This window comes from Mesorhizobium australicum WSM2073 (genome assembly GCF_000230995.2).
GTDB lineage: Bacteria > Pseudomonadota > Alphaproteobacteria > Rhizobiales > Rhizobiaceae > Mesorhizobium > Mesorhizobium australicum.
Window position 1 is genome coordinate 5,662,664 of the sequence record NC_019973.1, and the last position, 21,875, is coordinate 5,684,538.

The window sequence follows — 21,875 nt, forward strand, 5'->3', positions numbered from 1 at the left end:
CATTCCGTGCCCTGCTCAAGTTCATAGTGACCTGGCCGTTCACAAGAACCGTCCAGATCGTTCACACGTGCATAACCCCAATAGGCTGTGGCAGTCACGGCTGGACTTCAACCGCCGTTAGTCGCATTCTTCCCTTGGGGAGAGAGGGGTATGGGCCTCCAAGGGCAAAAGGCTTCTCAGCCTAGGAGAAGGCGCAGACGTTCGCTGCTGGAGCAGCGGGCGCTAATTCCGGTTCTGCTGTACGGTGTTTCCGCTGCAAGCTACTTCATCCCGCAAAGTGAGCAGCATCCCCTTCCGACTGTGCATCGGCTAGGCGGCTCCAGCGCGGCGGATGGCTGCAACATCAAAGGCAATATCAGCGTCGAGACAGGCGAGCGCATCTATCACCTGCCTGGTCAGCGATATTACAACGAGACCATCGTCAATCCTGCCAAAGGCGAGCGCTGGTTTTGCTCTCAATGGGAAGCCTGGTGGGCAGGGTGGCGAAAATCCAAGGTGTAAGCATTCCCCTACGACTGGGTGGCCTCGCAACCAACCCCGCCGCCGCCCGTTGACCTATGCTGGTTGATCCCAGCTACTATAGACCCTGCCCGCTTCCGAAAGGTGGCGGGCTTTTTCGTGCATTAGTGGAACCTGATATGCCGAGGTAGGTGAGCAAGCGGCAGCGTGCCCGCTGCCGGTCGAGGCCCCAAGCCCCGGCCGGGTCCGCCCCTGCCCGCCAGTGGGGGCGGACCCACTGAAGCTCAATTTTTGGAGATCGAGGGAACCTGTCTGCGAAACCGAAGTTCGATTCAAAGCTTGGTTTACAGCCGAGCGGTCTCGAGGCAGGGGCCCGTCATTGCTGATCGGTGACGGGCCTTCGCCGTGCCGATCGATCCCCGAGCGGGGCCGCCTCAAGCACCCGACTAAAGTCCGATGCCGAAGCGCAAAGGTCCGGCCTCTGAAACAACACGGCCTCTTCGACATCGGGAATGTGACCGTCGATCATCGTCTCCTCATCGTCGGTTGGTTGATTGCCCGCCACGACCCCCTTGGTGTGGCGGGCACCCATTCACGGAGAGTGTATGCAGCCTGGTGATATCATTGCGAACGCGTTTACAGCCGGGTTGGTCATCGTGTTGGTGGCAGTCGTGTTCCTGATTTTCGGGGCGCCGCTCTGGCCTGAACGAACGTCCGGATGATAATCATCCCGCCCGTCCATCGGATGACCACCGCCGCCATCAACAAAGCGGAGCCCGACCTTTCAACCAAGTTTGATTTGAGCATTGTGCGGCCAAGACCGCTTACCGATGAAGGGGCATGAGGGTTGCCGAGGACAAGTTATTGAAGCTACGGTCGCTCCTCATCGTTCCTCGCCACCGATCCCCATCGTCGGAAGCTTGGCGTATTTGTCGAACAATGCCAATTTCTTCGGATAGGTGAGGTGTGTGAGGTGATGGCAACCGGAGCAATGATGTTGAGCGGCAGACTTAAACCAGCGCCCCGGCTTGACAAAACCCAATCCGCATTCCGAGCATCGGAATTCCATCTCAACTGAATGCAGGCTCTCAGAGAGAGGCATCTTGTCCTTCCTACAGCCGCTTGAACTCGGCAAGTCCAAGACGTATCCGCTGGCCTTCCGCGTAGGACAGGGCGAACGATTCCAAATCGAATGAGCGGGTAAGCTCTTCGTCGTCGGCCACTATGCGGACGAACCATTCTCCGCCGGCCTCGGCCACCTCGACCCGAGGGGGCGCCATGTTCGTATTCGCGCTTTCCATCGCAGCCTCCCAAGAAAGCAATGGTAATCGAAATCATTAAATCCGCATAGTCGGGGCCGCAGGGCGGGTACGAAACGTTCAGTCGTCGTTTGCTCAAGAAGGTGCGCGTTATTCGACGACGACAAGGAGCGGCTTGTGCTTTGGCTGCTCGTGCCAAATCACCTGCCGCAAGTCGCGCATGTCGACCTGCTGTCCACACGTCGGGCAGGTATAGAAGTTGTCGTCCTCATCGGCTGGCTGGCCGCCGTGCTGCTTGCCGGGAATGGGTGGTCCAATGTCGGATAGCTTCGCCATAGCTGCCAAACATCCAATTCGCCTAAAATGTTCCGGAACCATTTTAGCGCATGCTAAATTGAATCCCAGTTTTGCGGGTCAGCTCATGCGTCTGAAGTTCATCCGGCCAATGTTTCCCACGCTTGTCGAGGTGCCGCCGACAGGGGACAACTGGATTCACGGAATCAAGTACGATGGCTATCGGACGCAAATCACAATCGAGAACGGCACGGCCCGAGCGATCACGCGAAGGGGCTACGACTGGTCATCGACGTACAAGACGATTGTCGAGGCGGCGGCAACCCTTTCCCCAATTCGGCAATCATCGACGGCGAGGCAATCGTCCTCAATGGGAAAGGCGTGTCGGATTTCCATTCGCTTCGGTCCGCGATGCGATGGGCGCCGGATCGGATCATCTTCGTCGCCTTCGATCTGCTGTATCTGGACGGGGTCAACCTGCGCCCCGCACCTTTGCTGGAACGTCGGGAAAAGCTGCTCGGCCTCGTCGGGCCTGCCAGGGGCGCGATCCAGTACAGCCATCATGTGCATGGCGGCGGGGCCGACTTCTACGCCGCGGTTGATCCGCATGGGCCTTGAGGGCATGGTGTCGAAGCGGCCGGACAGTGTCTATCGGTCAGGCGATACCGAAGTGTGGCTGAAAACGAAATGCTACGAGGAAGTCGACTTTGAGGTTGCCGGCGTGCAGCGCAAGCCGGGATCGGCCCCACTCGCCTTGATGGCGACCCGCGATGCAGAACGCCGCTATGTCGGATCGGCAAACATCGCCCTGACCAAAGCCATGCGCGAACGCCTGTGGGCCAAGGTGCAGGAGGGGAAAGGCACGCCACCGAAGGGAGCCGACAAACCAGACGCCGAATGGATCAAACCTGGCCTTGTCGGACGTGTGAAAACCCTTAAGCGCGAAGACAAATTGCGCCATGCGACGTTGAGAACGATCCGCGAGGCGAAACCATGATACCGCAGCCCGAATCGCCCCCTGTGGCAATCGAGCCCACTGGCGAACTCGCAGGCTTGAAGCTCGTCCGAATGGCCATTGAGCAGGTATGCCCGCCCGGTGTGCTGCCGTCTGAGAAATGGGTGACGGGCTACTATGGCCCAGAGCCGATCTATGAAGGCGAGGCATTGGCCAAGGCGATCATTGAGACCGTGGAGCGCCTGACGAAGTAAGCCCGCCGCTGAGGACACAATTACAGCGGCGGGCCTTGCACTTGCACCAGAGCTTGGATTTGAGGAGGGGAATCTCAACCAAGCACATTTCCAACTTCGATTTCAGAAACAGGTTCCAGCCCTACGAAAAAGATTAATCGCGGGTGGCCCGCCACCGGGTCTCGGAGCCAGTGGCGGGCCTTGCTTGGCTGTTTCAAGGAGATTTCCTTACCAAGCGCATTCCGAACTTCGACTGCGGACGCATGTTCCTCCCAGGTCGGTGCAAGAGTTTATGCGCCCGGTGGCAATCGACGCATTGCCAAGGGACCCCCAACAGGTCAACAGACCTTAAATCGGCTTTCCAGCGCGCAACATGGCCCGCGCAATTGCGAGTTGCGTTTCCAGCCTGGCGTTCTCTTTCTGAGCCTTATTGTCGGCAGCTATGAGCCGTTTCAGCGCCCGCAATGTCTCGCCTCGCGTCCATCCCGCCTCCAGCATGCAATCGACAATCACCTGAAAGCCTGGCTCCATGGCCTCCTGGCAGTCGATGGCTCGGTCCTGATAATCGTCCTGTCGCTTGGGCGGATTGACCATATCTGATTCTCAGTTGGCGGGGCCTTTGGGCTTTTTCTCGGACGTAGATCCGTCGAGGAGATCGAGAAATGAGTGCAACGCCTTCACCATCATCCGAGCGCCGTTTTCGCTCAGGGTGAAGGATCGCTTCCCCTCGGCAGTCAACAGCCCGACCAGGCAGACCTCGGGATTATCGCGGTCATCGATTTCGATTGTGACGCCCGAGACCGCTGGCAGCATTACGTCCTTTGGCTTCTTCGGCATCACCACAACCTTGACTCGTTCTCACTCCGTTCCCATTTTGGGCGGGCCTCGATCCTTGTCAATGAGACGACCCTAAATGTGTGGACGCGTTTTTGTAAAATCGACCATCCCGGACATGGTACGGCGCTTCGAGTTCGCGCACCCTGGCGACGTTGAGCGTTTGGGCAACGGGTTCCCGGTCTGGAATGGCGCGCCCAGCCTGACCTATCCAATCATTGTACGTGAAGAGCTTTCCACGAGCATGGCCGGTTTCGTTTCTGCGAAGTGGGGGCTGGTTCCCGGCTGGGCGCGCGATGGCGGCGGGCGGCCACCGCCTGTCAATGCGCGGTGCGAGACGATTGCCAGCAACGGCATGTTCCGAAAAGCATACGCCGCGCGCCGTTGCCTGGTGCCCGTCGACGGCTATTTCGAATGGCAAAAGCTCGATGTTTCGGGCAAGAAAAAGCAGCCTTACGCTATCGCAATGAAGGATGACGAGCCTTTTGCCATGGCTGGAGTATGGGAAGAATATGCCGACAAGGCCACCGGCGAGTTGATCCGGACCTTCGCTGTCGTCACCTGCGAGCCTAATACGTTGATGGCGACGATCCATGATCGCATGCCGGTTATTCTGGCGCCTGCCGATTACATGCGCTGGCTCGGACCGGAACTGGATCCACGCGACCTTATGAAGCCATATCCTTCGGAACTGATGAAGATGTGGCCGATTGACAGGAAGGTCGGAAGCCCGCGAAACAACACGCCGGACATCATTGACGAAATTGGTGTGGGACCAAACGACCTTTTCGACGTTTGAGCCTTTACACTGAACGGTCGCGGTAGGAATATTGTCCTCAGGTGGGCGACTCTCAAAAGGTGTCGCAATGGCTAGGTCAAAACCCTCAAAGCAGTTATCACAGGCTGAAATCGAGCGCTTCCTGGTGGCAGCGGAAGCGCTGCACCTAAGCATCATCAAGCCGTTCATATCGCCACATTGCGACCACTACAGGCAGACGCGCGTCCTGCATGAGGTGCTGTTGAAGGCCGTGCGGGACGTCACCGGGAAAGAGGTCGAGTTCATCCGGTGGAACACCACTGGACCGATGCTGCCCCCTAAGGCTGGGTAAGCGCCTGGCGGCCGGGGATCGATCAGGCCGAACCCGCAGAACTGACAATGCCCGCGATGCGGATAGCGACGGCATCAAGTCCGCCGTCGTAAATTCTCGTGAGGACGTGTTCCGCAGTTTCAGCCCTTTGGCCAGTGCAACCGCGAAGGTCGCCACCGCCCAACCTTGCCGGCCTGTTGGCGACGCAATCCCAAACTCCCCACAATCCGTCGCGCTCAACATGACAATAGAATCTGTGCTTGTGATTTTCCACGCAAAGTAAACCCCCCCGCATCCCCATTGGGGTCCAATCTATCCAGGAAGGTGGTTAATGGGCCCGCATTTGCCGATCGCACTGTAGGCTGGCCGCAGTGGTCCGTCGCCGCACGGTGGACTCCTCACTGCACCGGCCATTCTCCACGACACCAGCGCGCGTCAGACGGCTGCCGATGCGGAATCGGCGAGATGCGGGAACAGAGTTCAGACGCCGACGTTTTTTCCCCAGGTCACGCGATTTTGCGCGTGTAGAACTAACGGAGGTAAAAATGAGCATCAAAATGCTTACGATGGGCGCGATGGCGCTCGCAGTGATGACGGGCTCAGCGCTGGCTGGCAGCAGCACCACTTCCGCGCTCGATGATCCTGCAAAGATGTCACCTTTCTTCACGGATGCCGGCATGAAAACCTTGAGGTCGGAAGCGGATTTCAAGACCGCATGGATGTCCATGAAACCGGATGAACAAAAGGCGGTGCTGAAAGACTGCGGCGACACCACGCTCAACAAGTCGCACGCTGATTTCTGTGCCATGGCCAAGAAGATGGGCGGCTGAGAATAACCGCTCTAGGCATTGTTCCCGAAACGTATTTGGCCCGTCCCTTAGGCACGGGCCTTTTCTGCGGGCCATTCCCTTGCGAGCCATGTTGCTAAGCGCTCCCGTCGGTCTCGCTTTCCTCGTCAATCATCCGGACTGGCAGATAGGCATTCGTTTCTAGCCACTCCCTCAGCACGATCTGAATGATACCGGCCGATGTTCATCTCGGCGGCGAGGGAGTTCAATGCGTCCTGTGTTGCTGGCTCTGGCGGGAGGCCGGCGACGTTCCGGAGGAACATGGCAACAAGTGCCGCCTGATCCCGGAAAAAATAAAGCATATCTGGACAATGCCCCAGGACGTCAAATTGAGGGCCTGGCCTTGGAAGGAAAGGATCGTCTCAGAAGATCAACGTTGCCATTGAGGTGACACGCCGATGCTGCGTGTCGCCGCCAGTTTAGCGCGGTCCTCCGAAGTTGCCATCGATATCCCCCATCGTCTCATCCGAGAAAAGAGTGGCAGACCTGCATGCCGAGGATCGTCGACGGCTACGAATTGCAAGAGAGCAACCGCGCCAAGCCATCCCAATTAAGACGCTCGTGAAATGACCGGTGCAGTGACTCAACGATTGCGCGACCTCGACCCGGAAACGAACGTCTGGCCTCGACAGCAAGGAGCGTGAGGCCCTCATCTGGGCTGGTTCAACCCGGCACAGGCTTTTGACGCAAGAACGGACGGCAACTCGGAAACGCGGCTCCATTCATAGGGCCGGCGATCCCGCACTTATGCAACGCCCTACCTCATCGGACGTTCACTAAGCTAGAGGCGGGATTTGCGATTGAGTTCGATCGGCCCGCCCCTAGGAGGCCTGCGCGGCATATCTTCGTAACGCGATCACCCAGATACACCGCTGGGCGGTAGACGCTTTGCGGAAGCGGAAACACAAATAACCCTAAAGAAAGACTTCCTGGCATTCATGTACCCGGTTCAATTTACCGAACTAGTCCGACCTCGATCACCAATCGCCTGTCCGAGCAGCGCTGTCACATGCGAGCGAGTTATTCTGGCCGAAGAGTTGGTGCAGTTCCCACACCTGCCAGCTAGACCTAGACGGCCCTCTTGTTACCCCAGAGCAGAACATGCAGCTGCGGCAATACGCGGGCTTCGAACCATCTGTCTTGCGTCACCTTTTCGATCAGCCACTCCATGCGCCTCATGATTCCGGCAAGGTCGACAGCTGCGTCTTCCTCGCCACGGCGCGGTGGCGTGTGATTGCCGGGTTGCAGATAGACCGGGAGACTTGGAAATCGGGCGGCGGCGTCTTTGGCGAAGGCGTAGTCACTCTCGTCGAAAATGACGAGCTTGAGCACGACTTGCGGCTTCTCCCGCGCCGCTTCGATGCAAGCCTCGAATGCAACCCAATCGGTCCTCATTTCGCTCGACGGCGGCTTTGGGCTGAGGACCAGTACGTCAAGCTCGGCAAACCAGTCCTTGGCCACCGAAGCTTGGGTTTCCAGCGCGAAGCGGTAACCTTCAGCATGGCCCCGCTCGATTAGGCCGCCGAAGGGCTGAATGGCGGGGTTGCCGCCCGACAGGGACACCATAACTGGCCGGGCGCCGGAAAGCGCAACCACGCTTTGCCACACCGCATCCACTGGCATCATCTTCCATTCATGGCGGAATTGGTTGTCAACCGCATGGAGGCTGTCGCACCAGGAACAGCGGTAGTCACACCCGCCGGTTCTGATGAAGACCGTCGGCAAACCGATGAGCACGCCCTCGCCCTGGATCGTCGGCCCGAATATCTCGCTGACCCGAATTGCGGGCCGCGTGTCGGTCACGGCCGGTACTCCGCCCAGGTTTTAGGGGTTTCGCTCACCCTCACGGCGGCGGTTTCCGGCAGCCGTGCCTTGCACCATTCATAGAAATGCCTGGCCAGGTATTCCGCTGTGACCTGCTCATGCGCGAGCGCGTCGTTGAGGTGCCGGTGGTCCAAGCTCTCGTCGATATAGTGTTTGAGCGGCGCCAGATCGTGATAGTCGCGCACGAAGCCGTGCGAGTTCAGCTCCTTGGCCGAAAGCTCCACTACGACGATGTAGTTATGCCCGTGCAGTCGCGCGCACTGGTGCTCGGGTGGCAAGGAGGTGAGCTGATGCGAGGCCGAGAAGTGGAATTCCTTGGTAATGCGGAACATCAGGCGCTCCGCCTCCGTAGCGCCTCAAGCCAGAAATCGGTGTCCTCATAGTCGGTCGGGTCGGCGTGCTGCGCCAGCTGAAACGCTTCGCGCCGCTCGACGCAGGTCCCGCACCGTCCGCAGTGACGTTCGCCGCCCTTGTAGCAGGACCAGGTCTGCGCAAATGGGGTCCCGTGCCTTGCTCCATCGCCGACGATGTCCGCCTTGGTGAGGTTCACATAAGGCGTATAAAGACGGATCTGCGCGTCTCCGTCGAGCGCTCGGTCCTGCATCGTCTGGAAAGCCTCGATGAAGGCCGGACGGCAGTCTGGATAGATGAAATGGTCTCCGCCGTGAGCGGCCATCCCCACCGCTTCGAGCTGCTGCGCGGCGGCGAGTCCGAAGGCGATGGCCAGCATGATGGCGTTTCGGTTCGGCACCACCGTGATCTTCATGGTGTCTTCGGCGTAGTGGCCGTCCGGCACGTCGACACCATCGGTCAGCGCGGAGCCGCAAAGGCCGCGGCCGATTTGGCGGATGTCGATGATCTGATGCGCAATGTCCAATCGCTGTGCGCACAGCGTGGCGAATTTCAGTTCTTTACTGTGCCGCTGGCCGTAGTCGAAGGACAGCAGCCCGGCGAGTTCGTGCTCCGCTGCCACTTTGTGGGCAAGGGAAACTGAGTCCAATCCGCCGGAGCAGATGACGAGAGTCTTCATCGTGGTATCCTTGTTTTGACCGGGTAAGGCTGCGACCGGAGATTTCTCTGCGCTCCCCCTAGCCCAGCCAGTCAACTTTGTGAACCCTGTGGCGCTGACTTGCCGGGTGCGGCAGGGTTCGCGACAGCGCGGAGCCTCCTCAGGGGCGGTGGGCGTGCCCCTCGCTTCCGGATCAGTCCGAATCGGACAGCACGATGGGCGGCAGAACCCCGGTTAGGATCGGTCGTCAGCCGACATCTGTGAACAAGCCGCATGCGTTGTTGCAATCACCCCTCTACTACCCGCAATTGCCGACATGGCCTCGCAGGAACTGGATTGGGCGATTTTCCAGATGGCGGTCGAAAGCGTCCGCTCACTCACATCAAGTTTCAGCGAAAGAGCCGCGGAGATAGCGGCGAGGAGCCAGGGCACATTGGTTTTCGACGTGCGGGTCGACGATGACCCGCAGGTGCAGCGCATCGCCGCCATCCGCTATCGAGGCGAACAAACTGGCGTGGTCGCGTTGGACAGGCAGGGCCTTCTTACCCACTATTGCATGGTGAATGACACGTTCTCAGATCTGATGGCGCCTTTGGAGAACTGGACAAGCATACCTCTCTCGGCACAGGCAAAGATCGATGTCACCGTTGATGCCGGTTTCTTCCTCGCCGCCCTACGAAATGCCGGTCATCTGCTTGGCAGTTAGTGTGACTGGAATGCATACTGCATCCCGCGAACGCGGCCGCGAGCGGCGCCCCAGCAAGGCCCTCCGGGCGCGTATGCCGACGGCCCAGGGAGAGCGCGACCCATCTGCTGCTCGCTTGGTCATATCCTGGGCACACCTGGCCCGTGGCGCAAACGCCAGGTTCCAACAATACGAAATCGAGAGACCTGTTTCCGGCAACAGACGGGGAAAACCGGCCTTCCACCATTCAGGCAGCGTCCAGTATGTCCGGCTCCGCCTCAAGAATTCCGGCGGGTAGGGACAGCGATTTTGCGATGCGATCCCGATAACCCTTGTTGTATCTCAGACCGGACTCAATGTTGAGAATTTCCTCAGCGGCAAGCCCGCACGCCACTGCCAGGTCCTCGACGGAATATCCAAGGTGCTCACGATAAGCACGGATGATGTGGGTCCCCGCCGACATGGCCGTCAACACCGGCTCGGGAATGCGTGAATCTTTCATAAACACCTCGAAGAAGAGCAAGATGCCCGGCACCTCGGGAGAGTTCCTCCGGACACGGACAGGCAACAAACTGACGCAAATTTTCAGCCTGGAAGGTCTCGTGCATGGGCACCTTAGACCGGCGGCCGGAGGCGGTATATGGTGGTTCAACTGGGTCCGATCAAGTCGGAAAAAACTGACTGGCGCGATATGGTGTGATCGACTGTACCGACCATGTCCGCGCCACCCAGGCTGATTACCACCGACCTTCTCGAGCAGGAATTCGGCTTGCTCAACCCTGGATCCGGTGGTCCTGCCGTCTTGCTAGCCATCTCAAAGGGGCCGCCCTGGCCAGGGGAATGGGCAACCGAGAGTCCGCCCGAGTAACCCGAGCTTATCGCTGCCATAGACGAGGAGGATGCCGCCGAGGCCGAGCCAGCCACTGACGGCCTATCCACGCCATGGATGATCATCATCCATACAATCACTTTGGCCACCCATTGCCGAATGCGTTACTCGGGCCTCGCTACAGACCTCCCGAAGGCAAGGATGAGAATTGGCCACTTTCACAATCGTCATCCCTTTTTATCAGACAAAAGCGGGCATTCTTCGCCGGTCGCTACAGAGCGTATTCGAGCAGACATATCGGGACTTTGAGGTTCTGGTTATTGACGATGAGTCCCCTCTTCCGGCTGAGGTCGAGATGGAAGCGCTTGACGCCGATCAGAGATCGCGCATCACGGTCATAAGGCAGGCCAACGCCGGCCCTGGTGGCGCTCGCAACACCGGGCTTGAGAACACTTCGCCTTTGACGCGTTTCGTCGCTTTCCTCGATTCAGACGATACGTGGCTGCCACATCATCTGAACAACGCTTTTGAGAGCATGTTGTGCTTCGGAGGGGACTGTTACTGGGCCTCAATTGAGGCGAGCGAAGAGTTCCATTACCACCTCGCAATATCCGAACTCGCAGAGGCGGACGGGGTGCTTCGATTGGGGGAGCAGCCGCTGGTCATCGAAATTCCAGACCTTGCGAGCGCAATGCTGAAGGACTGGAGCTTTCTCCATCTCTCTGGAATGGTGATCGGCCCTACCATCTTCAAAAAAATCCGTTTCGACGCCACTCTTCGGCGCGCCGCGGAGGACGTGCTTTTCTTCTGCGATACAATCCTCGCCTCTCGGCGCAGCCTGCTCTGCGGTGATCCGGGCGTCGTGCGCGGCTTGGGCGTCAATATCTTTCACAGCATCGACCGCACATCGCGCCACTTCCTGCAGCAGCAATTCAACACCTGGGCAGCGCTCGACGCGCTCGAAGCTTGTTTTGCCCGACGGCCAGAGGAAGTTGAGTCAATCGCCACCTCCAAGGGCAGAGCGCGTCGCCAGGCTTTGGAGCCAGGCCGGACTTCTTCGTCGCGGCAAAGTGCCAAACGTCGGCCTGCTCGCGCGTTGGGCGTGGCGTGACCCTGAGTTGCTACTGACACTGAGGGAACTCGGGACAGCTAAGTTTGCGGAGGCGAAATGACTCCATATCATTGGGAATCGAGCCACGGCAATTTTGGTGACGACCTCAATCTCTGGCTATGGGACTTTCTGTTGCCTGGATTCCGGGAGGTGCGCCAACAAACAATGCTCGTGGGCGTCGGCACTGTCCTGAATTCGGGCCTGCTTCCACGCGGTGTGCACAAGCTGGTTGTGGGAAGCGGCTGGGGCTACGGCACACCGCCCGACATCAGCAACAGCCGGGAATGGGATCTCCGCTGTGTGCGAGGTCCGAAAACAGCCGAACGGCTCGGGCTTGCTGTCGAACGGGGCATCGTTGATCCGGCCGTCATGGTTGCTGAGATGCCGGAATTCCAGCAACTGCCGAAACGATACAAGAAGACCTTCATTCCACACTGGGAATCCGCCGAACACGGCATGTGGCAAGCCGTCTGCGAGATGGCCGGACTCACGTATCTGGACCCACGCGGTGACGCAAAGGCGGTCATCCGCGATATTGCGCAATCGGAGCTAATCATCGCGGAATCCATGCACGGCGCGATTATCGCCGATGCCTTTCGGGTCCCTTGGATCGCGGTAGCCACATCGGCCTCCATCAATGACTTCAAATGGAACGACTGGGCAATGAGTGTCGGCGCGACCTACAAGCCCCACGTGATACCCGTGTCCTCGCGGGGGGAAGCGTCGGCGAAAGGCAAGCCCTTTTGGGGTGTCACACCAAACGGCAGCCTCCCGAAGCCAGTGTTGGTTGGCCCAACCCCAGGGCGACGCCCCACGCGCCCGGAGAGGCCCCAGTCCTTGCTGCGGTCGATGGTCAAAAAATTCTTGGCCGCACCCTCGGCAGCAGGTCTGTTCAAAGCGAGCCGCCGGGAACCGCAGCTTAGTCCCGATGGCTCGCTAGACGGCTTGAAGAGTCGCTTGGGTGAGGTTCTGAACGGAATCCGCAAAGACTATCTTTAAGCAACGGGACGCTCGAGCAAATGTTGAAAATCAGCGTGGGGTGGTGCTCGCGGCCAGACGAGGTCGCGCGATTGAACGGACACGCGATGACAAGTCCGCGAGCAGTGACTCGGGCCGAAAATTCCGAAATGCGTGGTGAAACAGCGAGAAGTGCGTTGGCGTCCCCGCACGTCACTGCATTGTGGCGCGAGGAAGCTTTGATCGTATCCACGTCGAGACAGGCGCGGTGCCGGGCAGTTGCGCATAGAGGACACCGATAGAATGGGGCTGCAGCCGAGAGTTCTGGATTTGCCAGTTGGGCTCAGTCATGAGTATCGCTGACCGCCTGGTAGCGGGAAGTCTCTGGGTCACTCTCTCAAGAATAATCGTCAACGGGCTCTCAATGCTGGGCACCATTGTCCTGGCCAGGTATCTTTTGCCTTCGGACTTTGGCGTGGTGGCGCTTGCGACGACATTGTTGGCCGTGGTGACCTCAATCACCGATCTTTCACTGAGTGAAGCGCTTATCCGTCATGAAGACCCCAGGGAATCCCATTTCAGCGCCGCATGGACCTTGGGTGCGACGCGAGGCCTCATACTGTGCATCTTCTTCGCCGCGTTCGCCTATCCCGCGTCCCTCATCTATAACGAGCCGCGCCTGTTCGGCGTCTTGCTCGCTTTGAGCCTCAGTCTTGCCATGAGCGGACTGGTGAACCCGCGAAAAATCATTCTTCAGCGCGAACTGATCTTCAGGCAAGAGTTCGTGTTGAGCGTTGCCCAGAGAGTGGCCGGTTTCGTAGCCGCGATCGGCGTTGTGATCATCTACCAGAGTTACTGGGCGCTTGTGGTCGGCACTTTGGTGATGCAGGCGACAAATGTTGTGACGTCCTACCTCGTCATGCCGTTCCGTCCGCGCGTAACTTTCTCCCACATGCGAGAGTTTTTTTCGTTTTCGGCCTGGATTACTGCCGGACAGATCGTGAATACGCTCAACTGGCGTTTCGACTACCTGCTCATAGGAAAGCTGTTAGACAGGTCCGCCATTGGCTATTATTCGCTGGGTGGGCAGCTTGCGATGATGGCCACCCGTGAAGCCACTGCGCCACTGACAGCAACCATCTATCCGGCGTTCGCCAATGTGCGCCATGATGCTCAGCGTCTGGCGGCGGCCTATTCGCGAACGCAGGCCCTGCTGACAGCGGCTGCCCTGCCCGCCGGCATAGGGATGGCTGTGATAGCAGATCCCCTGGTGAGACTGGTGCTCGGCGAAAAATGGCTTCCCGCTATTTTCATCATCCAGGCGCTCGCCTCAGTTTACGCCCTGCAAACATTGGGTTCTCTCAACCAGCCCCTTGGCATGGCGCTGGGGCAGACCCGGACCCTGTTCGTGCGTGATACACAGATGCTTCTTGTCCGCATACCGGTGATTTCGATCGGTTTGGTGTGCTGGGGGCTACCGGGGCTGATATTCAGCCGGGTGCTCACCGGTCTGTTCAGCGCTGTCGTCAACATGGTGGTGGTGGAGCGGCTCATCAATGTCTCGGTCAGGGCGCAGTTGTTGGCGAATTTCAGGGCGCTCGCCAGCTCGGCCGTTCTGGCCGCAGGTGTAACGCTCGCCGATCATTACATCAGCGTTCAGACCACGCAGACCGGCTTGGTTCTCCAACTCGCCGTCCTCATCTGCCTCGGCGGAACTCTCTATTGCGGTTTCAGTCTCTTTCTCTGGATCGTTATGGGCCGTCCGGATGGGCCAGAAACCGAAGTGAGAAAGCTCGCTTTCAAGGCGCTGTCCAAAGTCAGCCACGCGTGATCTCCAGCTCGTCAATTCAAAAGAGAGGTACGATGCCAGGTGCTCAGGAACTAGAACTCATTGCTGCGCTGCAGGACATAACGCATGATTGCCTAAAGATGTTCGTCAGGCCCGATGAGCCGATAGCGATACTGGATTTTCCCGACATCAAGAACTGTGGCGACTCGGCAATATGGCTGGGGGAGATTGCCTATTTGAAGGATCGTTACGCAAAGCGGCCTTCCTATGTCTGCACGACGGACGATTTTTCCCATGATGAACTCAAGGGGATGGCTCCGAGTGGGCCGATATTTATCCATGGGGGCGGCAATTTCGGCGACTTATGGGTATCTCACCAGGACTTCCGGGAACATATAATGGAGTTGTTTCCCGACCGGCAGATCGTCCAGTTTCCGCAATCGATCCATTACAGCTCTCCGGAACGGCTTGAGCAAAGCAGACGCGCCATTGGCCGACATAAGAACTTCGTGCTGCTGGTGCGCGACGAGGAATCCCTTCTGTTCGCCCAGGAAAAGTTCGATTGCCAAGTGCATCTCTGCCCCGACATGGCTTTTTGCATCGGCAGCGTGCAGCCTGATGCGCCCCGCTTCCCGGTGCTCGCGATGCTTCGCCAGGACAAGGAGCAGGTCGGAGCGGTCGATTTCTCTGCCTACCCCCATATCCCAAGGGAGGACTGGATCACCGAGCGCCACTCGAGGGTGCGCGTTGCAAAAGCGCTCGGTGCGGCATCTGCTTTGCTGCACCTCAGCCCCTCAGAAGTGCGGTTGCGCAAACTGAATGCCGCGGCCAACAACCGCTTTCGACGCGGCATCCGGCAGATTTCCCGTGGCAAGGCCATCCTTACGGATCGCCTGCATGTGCACATCTGTTCGATTCTCATAGCGCGCCCCCACGCGGTGCTGGACAACAACTACGGAAAAATTCGCCGGTTCATGAACGCTTTTTCGGGGGGTACCGATCTATCCTACAAGGCAATGTCGATCGACGACGGCATTAGATGGGCAAGAGAACAGGCGGTTGGCACAGTCAACGACTGGAGACTGTCATGACTGCCGTAACGTTCATTGTGCCTGTCAGGCATCAGGATAACGCGCGTGATTGGGGCCTCCTGAAGAGGAACCTCGCCCAAACCGTCACATCCATTGCCAATCAAACCAACCCCGATTGGCGAGGCATAGTGGTTGCGAATGAAGGGGCCGATCTTCCTGTCATGCCCGATAAGTTCTCGGTGGTCTGGGTGAGCTTTCCACCGAACGATATTCATGAGCGAGGCGATGCGACTGAGAACGACTTTCTGGATTCATTCCGCGCCGACAAAGGCCGCCGTGTTCTTGCCGGCATGCTCAATGCCGCTGGCAGCCGCTTCTTCATGATCGTTGACGACGACGATTTGGTAAGCTCTCGTATCGTGCAGTATGCTTCTAAGCATCCGAACGAAAACGGCTGGAGGATTGACAAGGGGTATCTCTGGGACGATGGCGGCAATGTTCTGCTCTGTCGTGACCAGTTCAGTCACTATTGCGGAACATCGCTGATCATTCGTTCGGATCTGTACGGGCTGCCGGCAAAAATCGAAGATGCCCCCATCGAATGGATCAAAGATACGCTTGGCAGCCACGTCCGTATAGCACCAGTTCTGGCCAAGCGCGGAACTCCCTTGAATTGCTTACCGTTCCGGGGTGCTGTGTACCGTGTTGCAAACAAGGGGTCGCACAGTAAGACTCCGAGCCTCATGCAGATGTATTTCGTAAGCAGAAGCGCTCTGCAGCGTCCCTTCCGTGTCGCGAGGAATCTCGCCGGGTTGCGTCTGTTGTCAGCTCGCCACAGGAAAGAGTTCTTCGGACGACCAGAATAGACGGGCGGCTGCAAAGTTGTAGCAGGGCTTGAGCAATATTGGCGTTTGCGGCTGCGCTCTACGGCCTTGACGCGCGAGTTCGACACGCCTGATTGATTGCCTGGCCTGAATTGCATAGCCCTTTGTCAGCCCAGGTAAGGGAATCGACTCACTGTCGGTCAGGGGCAATTCAGGAGGATCTTGGCCATGAGCGGCCATTAGGCGGGGACCATATTCTCCAGCTTCTGACATCCGCAAATGAGGGTATCGCATTGGCGGTCGAGGGCCGAAGGTCTCTCGGTGGCACCGGCTGCGCCTAAGGAAAACCATACCCAGCAGCCAGGCCGAAGCGCTCTGTCAGTTGGCCTGGTTTTTGCGCTTGAACCGTCCAAGCCGACGGGCGCTTTGCATCTACGGTGTGGATGAAAACCATGCATAGAATCAGTTTTGTCGATCGTACCCGAACCGACATAAGCGACAGCACCTGCGGTGCATCGGCCCGTATCGCTGCTTCAATCGCTGAGGCACGAAACGTCCGAGTCGGGCAACCGCACGCCCGGGAGTCTGAGGCGGCATCGAAGAGTTCAACCAATCGGCGTCGGCGCTCAAGGACGCCGCGACCTGATCAGACATTCGAGAGCGCCGTCCTTTGCGAAAAGATGGAGAAGCCGTTGAAGCTTGCCGGTAAAACCGTTGTCGTAACCGGTGTCTGCTCCGGGGTCGGCGCCGAAGTCGCCCGTCTCGCCCGGTGCGAAGGCGCGCGTCTTATTGGAGTCGATCTGGAGGATCCCGTCGTGATGCTGGACGCGTTCTTTCGCATCGATCAGGGTTCTCCCGAAGAAATTGACGCAGCGCTTACCCAGTTCCCCGAACGCGTCGACGGCCTCGTCAATGCCGCAGGCGTCTCGGGCACGCTGGATCGGGACATTGTCGCACGCGTGAATTATCTCGGGATACGTCATCTGTCACATGCACTTGCCTGCCCAATGCCCGAGGCCTCTTCGATCGTGAATTTCGCCTGCCTGCATGACCCTGAATGGCCCAAGCGGGTTGATCTGCATAAGGAACTTGCCGCTACTCAGAGCTTTACGGATGGACTGGCTTGGCCGGCCGCCAACCCGGTGCCGCAGGAACCTGCTATCGCTATTTCAGGCGCCAGCATTGACTGGATACAACTTGCTGGCGGCCTGATCTTCGCCGCGCTCATGGCATACGCCGCCAGCGAATACCGCCGCCGGGTCATCGCGACCTGACGGCAACTCCATTCGACTTGACGATCGCGAAACGGATGCGATGGCGGACAATTCACAAACGAGCACAAGGAAATCCTTACATGAGATCCTCACCGAAAGAGACCGCCACCGCGGCCATCCCGATTCATCGAGTGCATCCCCCGTCTTTCTGGAAGGGGATGATCCTTGCTGCGACCGTGATCGTCCTCGTACCGAGTAGTCAGGTTTCGGCTAAGGGCAAGGGACAAACCGTTCACCACATAGATCAGGCAGCCTCAGTTGGTTGGGAGAGAAAGAAGATGGAAGAACTTCCGGCGGGAACAAAGTTCAACCACGCTAACAGGGATGGGGTGTGGGGCGGTCGGGGGCAAAGCGGGCACACGGGCGACGCAATTTGGATGACCTCAGAAAACGATGTAAACACGGCGCGCGGCTATGCAGGTAGTTCTGGAAAGTACTTTGTTGTCGAGGCGAAAGAGCCCCTCAAATTAGCGGTCATGGACGAGCAGGGTAATCAAGTGTTCCCCGATGAACTAGGCGCATGGGCTCCCTTGGCGCAGAGATACGGCTTGGATGGAGTGAAGACGGAATATGGAAGCTCGTACGAGGTGATTTTATTTCACAGAAGCAAGATTGCACCTGTGGAAGAACGTGGTTTCGATTAGCACAGACGCCAGCGCACGACGCCATCGAGATAGGTGCCGTCCTCGTTGAGGGGGATGAAGTTTGCGAGTTCGGTCATGGTCTGTGTCCTGAGTGTGTGTTTCCCGACGGGAAAGCCCTTTCGGGCGAAGCCTCCCCGGTCTTTCCGGAGGGATGGCGAGAGCCCGCCCCACGGCGGCGGGCGGGACTGTCAAGTGGCGTGGTGCGGAAGGTGGGGGACCTTCTCGGTCCGCTCGCGGACTGGGGCGGAAAATTTCCACCTTCACGGGCCGCTTGACCGGCCCGGCCGGCGATGCCCCCTCGTCGTCATCACGCAGTGGCGCGCTGCATCGCTTCACGTAGGTATCAAAGCCGTAAGGCTGATTCCTTGAGTAGCTCCGTTGGAAAGCGCGCGGGCGGTGATTGAGGTCAGCTTCCTGTTGCGCACCGCTCCCTTGCTGGAGCCGCCAGCCTTCGCCGCAATATGGACCATACCCGACCGTCGATAGAGGCCTCATGCGAGCTTCTGAAACGCCTTTGGCCAACGGCAGCGCGATGACGCCTTCAAGTGTGGGAAGATCTTAAGCGTATGCCGGCAGGCCGAGAACCGGCTGCCATAATACAGGTCCGTTCAAACGTCCCCTCCAGCGGATGCGCATGAGGCTAGCGTGCGAAACCTCGAGAAAGCCGGCGACCGCCTCCGTGTTGCCCACCGCCTTGGGATGCCCGATGCGCGCCAACGGCCAGGTTGCAAGACGCAGGATCCGTTCCATGCGCGTATCGGTCACTGTCACGATCCGAGTGAGTTCGTTCGACAAGCCGAATTCGATCATGCCCGCGAATAGCTCGTAGGTTGCTTGGGCCAGCCCTCCAGCCTTGGGCGTTGATGCAGGGAGATCGAGTGCGAAACGACTGCTCTCCCAAATGCGGGCACTCGCTGGCGCCGCGGTCTCGCCAAGCAGCATCGGAAACGTGTCGCGCAACATTGTCGGTCCCGTCGTCGGCAACAAACGGACGCAACCGCGAATGCGCCAGTCGGATCCTTTGAGAAGGAGATAGACGGGCCTCAGCCCGTCATATGCGTCTGTTTCCAGTTCCTCTTCGGTCTGAACATCCCAATCCAGCCTTTCCTTGAAAACGCGATGCCTCAGTCCGTACATTTCTTTGAGCTCGCTCGAAAACTCATCGTAGAGCTCAGGTGTGATTAGCTGCATCATTTGTCGCCTCCGTGCAGGATGTGTTCCCGCCATCGAAGAGCAAAGCCGACAATCATGCAGCCTGTAGACCTTTACAGGTATCCGAAGAAAGGAATCAGGATCTCGAATGTCGGGAAGAAGCCAGCCGTGCTACGGCTTGGTTGATGGTTCGCACGCCAAGTTTTGCCTTGGCGTTTTCCAGATGGAAGGTCACGGTGCGTTTCGACACGCTGAGAATCTGGCTGATATCCCAAGCCGACTTTCCATCCGCCGCCCATTTCAAGCATTCGAATTCTCGCGGGGTCAGGATTACGCCATCGACCACGCAATCTTCGGCGAGCCTGCGCCGGGCAAATATATGAAAGCTGATCGCGACCAGCTGCAATGCTTGTTCGTACCGTGACAGTGACCGCAAGAGAGGCGGACGGGACTGGTCGGAAGCCAAGGTCAGCGCAGCAAAGCGGCCGCGATGGTCGTGCATCGACATGGTCAACCCGCAACGAATGCCAAATCGAGCTGCTTCTTCCAGAATTCGTTGCTGTGCAGCCGGGAGATGTTGCCGAGCTAAATCCACACCCCAATCAAAGGTGTCCCAGCCTTGAAGCCCGCGCAGGATCACCGGATCATGCCTGTGGTAGCGCAATTGCATATAGCGCGATGTCCAGGATGGGGGATAATTCGAAATCAAGCGCGGCTTCCGGCCGGAAGCTGACGGGCAACTGAAATAGGCGAAGAGCGGAAAGTCTAACGCGGCTGCGGCAGACGCCATTGTCTCACACAGATCGACAGCATCGACGCTTTCGGAGAGTTGCTCGAGGAAATTTTCAAACACGCGATGCATCTGCGCTTTGCATAAACCTCCGTGCCGTTGCTCGGCGCAGACCTTCGCCTAAATGATTGGCGATCCATTCGACGTTTGCGAGCTGGTCGGCTTAATCGCGGGCATTGCTCTGCTACTGGTCAATGAGCCTGTTGTGCGGCGATGCAGCGCCGCGAGCCTCTAATTTGTTGCACCAATTGGTGACATTCCTATGTTGTCGATAAGCCGTATGTCGCCTAGCCATGCCGCGACAAGCAAGCGTGCCGGTTGGTCAAGGCTCGTCAGCGGTTGCAGATCTGCCTCGCGGCGAAGTTCCAGGTACTCGACTTCGCGATAGCCGGCAGCCAGGATTGCCGCGCGCGCTTCCGCAAGAGTGGGAAGGACAGGAGCGCCGCGCGCAAGCCGATCGGCCACCCCCAGCAAGAGCGCTGCCAATTTTGGGGCAATGGCCCGCTGTGCTGGCGAGAGCCGAAGATTGCGCGAGGACAGTGCAAGACCGTCGGCTTCGCGGATTGTCGGACAGGCCAGGATGGTGATTGGAATGTCCAGGTCGCGGACCATGCGCCTGACCAGCTGAAGCTGCTGAAAGTCCTTTTCGCCAAAACAGGCCAAGTCAGCGCCGGTCTGCAGGAAGAGCTTGGCAACGACCGTCGCCACGCCGTCGAAATGGCCAGGCCGAAAGCTGCCGCACAGGCCCTCGCTGATGCCGGACACCGAAATGCTCGTGGCGAAACCTGGCGGATACACCTCTTCTGCATCCGGCAGATAGAGCAAATGCACGCCCAGCGGCGCCAGCTTTGCAGCATCTTGGTTTTCCGTGCGAGGATAGGCATCAAGGTCGGTGGCACTGTTGAATTGCTTGGGGTTGACGAATAGCGTCACGACTACCCGATCGGCCTTCTGAAGCGCGGCACGCACGAGACTGAGATGACCTTCATGCAAGGCCCCCATGGTCGGTACAAGGGCGACCTTGGCGCCTGAGCGACGCCATCGCGCGGTAACAGCGCGGAGCTCGGCAGTGCTTCGAACGATCGGCACGCTCATGTGACGTCTCCGGCCCTCGCCTCGTGGGTGTAGAGATGTTCCGCCGCCGGAAAGCACCGTCTCCTGACGTCAGCGGCATAAGCCGCAATCGCTGCATCGGCCTGTTCGCCAAGTTCGGCGTAGCGCTTGACGAATTTCGGCCGGAAGGAGCTGAAAAGCCCGAGCATATCGTCGCTCACCAGAATCTGGCCGTCGCAGGCGAGTGAGGCGCCGATGCCGATGGTGGGGACGGCGATCTCCGCAGTGATGCGTTTTGCGAGGGGTTCGGGGACCTTCTCCAGCACCACGGAGAAGGCGCCGGCCTCGGTAACCGCATTGGCATCGCGCCTGATGCGCTCGGCATCTTCTCCCCGCCCCTGGACGCGGTAGCCACCGAACGTATTGACCGCCTGAGGCGTTAAACCGACATGCGCCATGACAGGGATGCCGCGGGCGCAGAGGAAGCGGATGGTCTCGGCCATTTTCTCACCGCCTTCGAGCTTGACAGCCGCACAACCGGTCTGCGCCATCAGGCGCGCAGCGTTGCCGAAGGCCTGCACGGGGCTCTCTTCATAGGAGCCGAATGGCAGGTCAACGACCATCAATGATCGCACCAGACCGCGGCGCACCGCCTGGCCGTGCATGATCATCATGTCGAGAGTGACGCCCAGCGTCGATGAGAGGCCGTGCAATACCATGCCAACGCTGTCGCCAACGAGAACGACGTCGCAGTGTGGATCAACCAATCTGGCTATCGGCGTGGTGTATGCCGTCAGGCAGACGAGTGGAGCCCGGCCCTTCCGCGCTCGGATATCCGGCGGTGTGATCGCCTTTGTCTCACCCGTTGCGCTCAACCGATACGTCCTTCCCTGGCGTTACCCGCCGCGGGTGTCGCGTTTGGCATATTTTTAT

Annotated in this window: 27 protein-coding genes and 1 pseudogene; 15 read left to right on the forward strand and 13 right to left on the reverse strand. The window is 58.7% G+C overall.

Going from position 1 to position 21,875, the window contains the following annotated elements; genetic code table 11:
• Positions 1-150 precede the first annotated feature (150 nt).
• Positions 151-501, forward strand: coding sequence for a sunset domain-containing protein (locus MESAU_RS27300; protein WP_013533296.1), 351 nt, complete (start codon positions 151-153; stop codon positions 499-501).
• An 841-nt stretch (positions 502-1,342) separates the two neighbouring features.
• Here MESAU_RS27300 and MESAU_RS30555 read toward each other — a convergent pair.
• From MESAU_RS30555 to MESAU_RS27315, 3 genes are all read right to left on the reverse strand, one after another.
• Positions 1,343-1,501, reverse strand: coding sequence for a hypothetical protein (locus MESAU_RS30555; RefSeq protein ID WP_245262910.1), 159 nt, complete (start codon positions 1,499-1,501; stop codon positions 1,343-1,345).
• Between the two features lie 70 nt (positions 1,502-1,571).
• Positions 1,572-1,760 (reverse strand): hypothetical protein, encoded by a 189-nt coding sequence (locus tag MESAU_RS27310; RefSeq protein WP_013533298.1) that lies wholly within the window; start codon positions 1,758-1,760, stop codon positions 1,572-1,574.
• A 108-nt stretch (positions 1,761-1,868) separates the two neighbouring features.
• Positions 1,869-2,054 (reverse strand): hypothetical protein, encoded by a 186-nt coding sequence (locus MESAU_RS27315; protein ID WP_013533299.1) that lies wholly within the window; start codon positions 2,052-2,054, stop codon positions 1,869-1,871.
• 339 nt (positions 2,055-2,393) lie between these two features.
• Between MESAU_RS27315 and MESAU_RS32320 the strand changes: the two genes are divergently transcribed.
• From MESAU_RS32320 to MESAU_RS27325, 3 genes are read left to right on the forward strand one after another with little or no spacing between them, the layout of a single operon-like run.
• Positions 2,394-2,630, forward strand: a complete 237-nt coding sequence (locus tag MESAU_RS32320) for a DNA ligase-like domain-containing protein (protein ID WP_338048490.1) — start codon at positions 2,394-2,396, stop codon at positions 2,628-2,630.
• A 4-nt stretch (positions 2,631-2,634) separates the two neighbouring features.
• On the forward strand, positions 2,635-3,009 hold the full coding sequence (locus MESAU_RS32325) for an ATP dependent DNA ligase (RefSeq protein WP_342447685.1): 375 nt from the start codon (positions 2,635-2,637) through the stop codon (positions 3,007-3,009).
• Positions 3,006-3,221 (forward strand): hypothetical protein, encoded by a 216-nt coding sequence (locus MESAU_RS27325; RefSeq protein WP_013533300.1) that lies wholly within the window; start codon positions 3,006-3,008, stop codon positions 3,219-3,221. Before MESAU_RS32325 ends, MESAU_RS27325 begins: the two co-directional genes overlap by 4 nt.
• 327 nt (positions 3,222-3,548) lie before the next feature.
• Here MESAU_RS27325 and MESAU_RS27330 read toward each other — a convergent pair whose 3' ends face one another.
• Together MESAU_RS27330 and MESAU_RS27335 are read right to left on the reverse strand one after the other, a co-directional pair.
• Positions 3,549-3,794: a hypothetical protein gene (locus MESAU_RS27330; protein WP_013533301.1), complete on the reverse strand. Its 246-nt coding sequence runs from the start codon at positions 3,792-3,794 to the stop codon at positions 3,549-3,551.
• Between the two features lie 9 nt (positions 3,795-3,803).
• Entirely contained in the window at positions 3,804-4,037 is a 234-nt protein-coding gene (locus MESAU_RS27335) for a hypothetical protein (RefSeq protein WP_013533302.1), read from the reverse strand.
• A gap of 76 nt (positions 4,038-4,113) precedes the next feature.
• On the opposite strand from MESAU_RS27335, the gene MESAU_RS27340 reads away from it, so the two are divergent.
• From MESAU_RS27340 to MESAU_RS27350, 3 genes are all read left to right on the forward strand, one after another.
• A complete protein-coding gene (locus MESAU_RS27340) occupies positions 4,114-4,833 on the forward strand; it encodes an SOS response-associated peptidase (RefSeq protein WP_013533303.1) in 720 nt (239 codons plus the stop codon).
• A 67-nt stretch (positions 4,834-4,900) separates the two neighbouring features.
• Positions 4,901-5,143: a hypothetical protein gene (locus MESAU_RS27345; RefSeq protein WP_013533304.1), complete on the forward strand. Its 243-nt coding sequence runs from the start codon at positions 4,901-4,903 to the stop codon at positions 5,141-5,143.
• Between the two features lie 524 nt (positions 5,144-5,667).
• Positions 5,668-5,952 carry a hypothetical protein gene (locus tag MESAU_RS27350; RefSeq protein ID WP_013525246.1) on the forward strand — a complete coding sequence of 95 codons (285 nt, stop codon included), beginning with the start codon at positions 5,668-5,670 and terminating at the stop codon, positions 5,950-5,952.
• A gap of 1,086 nt (positions 5,953-7,038) precedes the next feature.
• On the opposite strand, the gene queE is transcribed toward MESAU_RS27350, so the two are convergent.
• From queE to queC, 3 genes are read right to left on the reverse strand one after another with little or no spacing between them, the layout of a single operon-like run.
• Positions 7,039-7,773, reverse strand: a complete 735-nt coding sequence (gene queE, locus MESAU_RS27355; RefSeq protein ID WP_013533305.1) for a 7-carboxy-7-deazaguanine synthase QueE — start codon at positions 7,771-7,773, stop codon at positions 7,039-7,041.
• Entirely contained in the window at positions 7,770-8,126 is a 357-nt protein-coding gene (queD, locus tag MESAU_RS27360) for a 6-carboxytetrahydropterin synthase QueD (RefSeq protein WP_013533306.1), read from the reverse strand. The genes queE and queD overlap by 4 nt, the downstream gene beginning before the upstream one ends.
• Positions 8,126-8,824 (reverse strand): 7-cyano-7-deazaguanine synthase QueC, encoded by a 699-nt coding sequence (gene queC / locus MESAU_RS27365; RefSeq protein ID WP_013533307.1) that lies wholly within the window; start codon positions 8,822-8,824, stop codon positions 8,126-8,128. Before queC ends, queD begins: the two co-directional genes overlap by 1 nt.
• Before the next feature lie 295 nt (positions 8,825-9,119).
• Here queC and MESAU_RS27370 point away from each other — a divergent pair, with 295 nt between their 5' ends.
• A complete protein-coding gene (locus tag MESAU_RS27370; RefSeq protein ID WP_013533308.1) occupies positions 9,120-9,509 on the forward strand; it encodes a hypothetical protein in 390 nt (129 codons plus the stop codon).
• Between the two features lie 226 nt (positions 9,510-9,735).
• Here the strand turns inward: MESAU_RS27370 and MESAU_RS27375 are convergent, their stop codons facing one another.
• Entirely contained in the window at positions 9,736-10,023 is a 288-nt protein-coding gene (locus MESAU_RS27375) for a helix-turn-helix domain-containing protein (protein ID WP_013897108.1), read from the reverse strand.
• 502 nt (positions 10,024-10,525) lie between these two features.
• Here MESAU_RS27375 and MESAU_RS27380 point away from each other — a divergent pair.
• The 7 genes and pseudogenes from MESAU_RS27380 (at position 10,526) to MESAU_RS27410 (ending at position 17,947) form a co-directional block, all read left to right on the forward strand.
• Positions 10,526-11,489: pseudogene (locus tag MESAU_RS27380) on the forward strand (glycosyltransferase family A protein).
• The gene (locus MESAU_RS27385; protein ID WP_013533310.1) at positions 11,486-12,427 is read left to right on the forward strand and encodes a polysaccharide pyruvyl transferase family protein; all 942 of its coding nucleotides are present in this window, start codon (positions 11,486-11,488) and stop codon (positions 12,425-12,427) included. The pseudogene MESAU_RS27380 and the gene MESAU_RS27385 overlap by 4 nt, the downstream one beginning before the upstream one ends.
• Positions 12,428-12,734: 307 nt before the next feature.
• The gene (locus MESAU_RS27390) at positions 12,735-14,216 is read left to right on the forward strand and encodes a lipopolysaccharide biosynthesis protein (protein WP_013533311.1); all 1,482 of its coding nucleotides are present in this window, start codon (positions 12,735-12,737) and stop codon (positions 14,214-14,216) included.
• 32 nt (positions 14,217-14,248) lie between these two features.
• Positions 14,249-15,265 carry a polysaccharide pyruvyl transferase family protein gene (locus MESAU_RS27395; RefSeq protein WP_013533312.1) on the forward strand — a complete coding sequence of 339 codons (1,017 nt, stop codon included), beginning with the start codon at positions 14,249-14,251 and terminating at the stop codon, positions 15,263-15,265.
• A complete protein-coding gene (locus MESAU_RS27400) occupies positions 15,262-16,071 on the forward strand; it encodes a galactosyl transferase (protein ID WP_013533313.1) in 810 nt (269 codons plus the stop codon). Before MESAU_RS27395 ends, MESAU_RS27400 begins: the two co-directional genes overlap by 4 nt.
• Before the next feature lie 650 nt (positions 16,072-16,721).
• On the forward strand, positions 16,722-17,303 hold the full coding sequence (locus MESAU_RS27405) for an SDR family NAD(P)-dependent oxidoreductase (protein ID WP_013897109.1): 582 nt from the start codon (positions 16,722-16,724) through the stop codon (positions 17,301-17,303).
• Positions 17,304-17,383: 80 nt separating this feature from the next.
• Positions 17,384-17,947, forward strand: a complete 564-nt coding sequence (locus MESAU_RS27410; RefSeq protein WP_224688065.1) for a hypothetical protein — start codon at positions 17,384-17,386, stop codon at positions 17,945-17,947.
• A gap of 558 nt (positions 17,948-18,505) precedes the next feature.
• On the opposite strand, the gene MESAU_RS27415 is transcribed toward MESAU_RS27410, so the two are convergent.
• The 4 genes from MESAU_RS27415 to panB all read right to left on the reverse strand — a co-directional run bounded on the left by MESAU_RS27415 (position 18,506) and on the right by panB (position 21,817).
• A complete protein-coding gene (locus MESAU_RS27415) occupies positions 18,506-19,141 on the reverse strand; it encodes an acyl-homoserine-lactone synthase (RefSeq protein WP_013533316.1) in 636 nt (211 codons plus the stop codon).
• Positions 19,142-19,235: 94 nt separating this feature from the next.
• Positions 19,236-19,961 (reverse strand): LuxR family transcriptional regulator, encoded by a 726-nt coding sequence (locus MESAU_RS27420; protein ID WP_013533317.1) that lies wholly within the window; start codon positions 19,959-19,961, stop codon positions 19,236-19,238.
• A gap of 159 nt (positions 19,962-20,120) precedes the next feature.
• The gene (gene panC / locus MESAU_RS27425; RefSeq protein ID WP_013533318.1) at positions 20,121-20,984 is read right to left on the reverse strand and encodes a pantoate--beta-alanine ligase; all 864 of its coding nucleotides are present in this window, start codon (positions 20,982-20,984) and stop codon (positions 20,121-20,123) included.
• A complete protein-coding gene (gene panB, locus MESAU_RS27430) occupies positions 20,981-21,817 on the reverse strand; it encodes a 3-methyl-2-oxobutanoate hydroxymethyltransferase (RefSeq protein ID WP_013533319.1) in 837 nt (278 codons plus the stop codon). Before panB ends, panC begins: the two co-directional genes overlap by 4 nt.
• Positions 21,818-21,875: the final 58 nt, after the last annotated feature.

Excerpts from the sequence above, each read along its gene's own strand:
- MESAU_RS27300 (WP_013533296.1), top strand. The coding sequence starts at position 151 with ATGGGCCTCCAAGGGCAAAAGGCTTCTCAGCCTAGGAGAAGGCGCAGA.
- MESAU_RS27310 (WP_013533298.1), bottom strand. The coding sequence starts at position 1,760 with ATGGAAAGCGCGAATACGAACATGGCGCCCCCTCGGGTCGAGGTGGCC.
- MESAU_RS27315 (WP_013533299.1), bottom strand. The coding sequence starts at position 2,054 with ATGGCGAAGCTATCCGACATTGGACCACCCATTCCCGGCAAGCAGCAC.
- MESAU_RS32325 (WP_342447685.1), top strand. The coding sequence starts at position 2,635 with ATGGTGTCGAAGCGGCCGGACAGTGTCTATCGGTCAGGCGATACCGAA.
- MESAU_RS27325 (WP_013533300.1), top strand. The coding sequence starts at position 3,006 with ATGATACCGCAGCCCGAATCGCCCCCTGTGGCAATCGAGCCCACTGGC.
- MESAU_RS27330 (WP_013533301.1), bottom strand. The coding sequence starts at position 3,794 with ATGGTCAATCCGCCCAAGCGACAGGACGATTATCAGGACCGAGCCATC.
- MESAU_RS27335 (WP_013533302.1), bottom strand. The coding sequence starts at position 4,037 with ATGCCGAAGAAGCCAAAGGACGTAATGCTGCCAGCGGTCTCGGGCGTC.
- MESAU_RS27340 (WP_013533303.1), top strand. The coding sequence starts at position 4,114 with ATGTGTGGACGCGTTTTTGTAAAATCGACCATCCCGGACATGGTACGG.
- MESAU_RS27345 (WP_013533304.1), top strand. The coding sequence starts at position 4,901 with ATGGCTAGGTCAAAACCCTCAAAGCAGTTATCACAGGCTGAAATCGAG.
- MESAU_RS27350 (WP_013525246.1), top strand. The coding sequence starts at position 5,668 with ATGAGCATCAAAATGCTTACGATGGGCGCGATGGCGCTCGCAGTGATG.
- queD (WP_013533306.1), bottom strand. The coding sequence starts at position 8,126 with ATGTTCCGCATTACCAAGGAATTCCACTTCTCGGCCTCGCATCAGCTC.
- queC (WP_013533307.1), bottom strand. The coding sequence starts at position 8,824 with ATGAAGACTCTCGTCATCTGCTCCGGCGGATTGGACTCAGTTTCCCTT.
- MESAU_RS27370 (WP_013533308.1), top strand. The coding sequence starts at position 9,120 with ATGGCCTCGCAGGAACTGGATTGGGCGATTTTCCAGATGGCGGTCGAA.
- MESAU_RS27385 (WP_013533310.1), top strand. The coding sequence starts at position 11,486 with ATGACTCCATATCATTGGGAATCGAGCCACGGCAATTTTGGTGACGAC.
- MESAU_RS27390 (WP_013533311.1), top strand. The coding sequence starts at position 12,735 with ATGAGTATCGCTGACCGCCTGGTAGCGGGAAGTCTCTGGGTCACTCTC.
- MESAU_RS27395 (WP_013533312.1), top strand. The coding sequence starts at position 14,249 with ATGCCAGGTGCTCAGGAACTAGAACTCATTGCTGCGCTGCAGGACATA.
- MESAU_RS27400 (WP_013533313.1), top strand. The coding sequence starts at position 15,262 with ATGACTGCCGTAACGTTCATTGTGCCTGTCAGGCATCAGGATAACGCG.
- MESAU_RS27410 (WP_224688065.1), top strand. The coding sequence starts at position 17,384 with ATGAGATCCTCACCGAAAGAGACCGCCACCGCGGCCATCCCGATTCAT.
- MESAU_RS27415 (WP_013533316.1), bottom strand. The coding sequence starts at position 19,141 with ATGATGCAGCTAATCACACCTGAGCTCTACGATGAGTTTTCGAGCGAG.
- MESAU_RS27420 (WP_013533317.1), bottom strand. The coding sequence starts at position 19,961 with ATGCATCGCGTGTTTGAAAATTTCCTCGAGCAACTCTCCGAAAGCGTC.
- panC (WP_013533318.1), bottom strand. The coding sequence starts at position 20,984 with ATGAGCGTGCCGATCGTTCGAAGCACTGCCGAGCTCCGCGCTGTTACC.